Here is a 1,390-nt window from a genome sequence, read left to right on the forward strand (position 1 = left end):
CCAATATCTCATCGAGTACTCCGCGTTCCTGCGCTGCTGCGGACTTGCCGGACTGCAGCCGGTCGGCCATCTCGAGCGCCGGTATCCGAGGAACAAACCGTTCGTCGCGATCTCCGCGAACTACTTTGTGACGGAACGGCCGCTGCCGGTCGACCCGCGGCGGGAGCGGCACGACACCTGGACGCCGGGTCCGGAGGACGACCTGGCCGACGGCGCAGGCCTGCACCAGTTGCTGTTCACCGACGGCGACCTCGCCCGCCCGAGGACCTGGTCCTCCGGTCCGACTGGCATCGTCGTCGACCAGGTGCTGAAGGCGGTGGAGGTGCGCATCGAACAGGCCCGCGCCGGCGACGCCGTCCGGGTGCTCGACTACGGGGCGGGCACCGGCTGCGCCTCCATCGAGCTGACGAAGGCGTGCCTTGAGCGGAACGTCGTGCCGCGCTTGGCCGAACGCGGCGCGACGTTCGAGCTGCATCTCGTGGACATCCCGGGCGGGTGGTTCGCGCAGGGGTACGAGCTGCTGCGGGATGTCCCCTGGACACGCTTTCACGCCCTCCGCCAGCCCGGCAGCAGACACTTCCGCCCACTGCGTGACGTCCTCCTCGCGGGGCAGGAGATCGACGCCGTACTCGCCAACATGGTCTTCCACCTTCTCCCCGACAAGGCCATGCGACGGGCCGCGACGTCCATCGCCGGCGTGCTGCGACCCGGCGGGCTGCTCACGTTCAGCGCGCCCGACCTGGCCGACCGGCGGGCGGACTCGGTGTTGTTCCACGACGCCAACCGGCTGATGAGGCGGTACTGGCTGGCTGCGCTCGACATCGACGACCCGGGTGGGCTCGCACCGATGCTCCGCGAAGCGGCGGCGTCGGTTCGGCAACCACTGCGCGCGGACGCCCAGCGGCGTGCGGACCACAGGATACTGCCGGAACCGGTGCACAGCGAGGTGGTGGCCGCCGCGCTGGCGCCGTACTTCGAAGGGGCCATCGAACGGCGCACGTACGAGCTCCTGGTCGAGGAGTGCCTGCTGACCGCCCTAGTCCCGGCGAATCAGCAAGAGTACTTCGCGGAGATATCCGACCGTCGGCTGCGGGAGGCCGTGATCCGCCATCTGATGCTGGACCGGGTGCTACCCGAGATGATGAGCAGCCCGGCCGGGACTGCGCACGGGGTGAATGTGGAATGGAAGCTCGGCTGCTTCACCCGCCGCCCCGGTGGGTGAACTCGTGTCGCCCGCCAGCTCCACGCCGTCGGCGTCCTTGTGCCACAGGTTGACCTGGGTCTCGTCCGCGCACAGCCCGCCTCGGCGGCCAGCGCGGTCCTCATCGCCGCGTCGGACCCGACCCCGTCCCGCCCCGGCTGCCCACCGGGCTTGCGGTCCTTCGACCGC

General features: G+C 70.4%; 1 pseudogene. It reads left to right on the forward strand.

Annotated elements, in window-relative coordinates:
• Positions 1-1,222 (forward strand): annotated as a pseudogene (locus U9980_RS20395) (hypothetical protein); the annotation flags it as partial.
• Between the last annotated feature and the right edge of the window lie 168 nt (positions 1,223-1,390).

Origin of the sequence: Protofrankia sp. Cr1 (genome assembly GCF_963555865.1) — a bacterium.
In the GTDB taxonomy this organism is placed as follows: Bacteria; Actinomycetota; Actinomycetes; order Frankiales; family Frankiaceae; genus Protofrankia.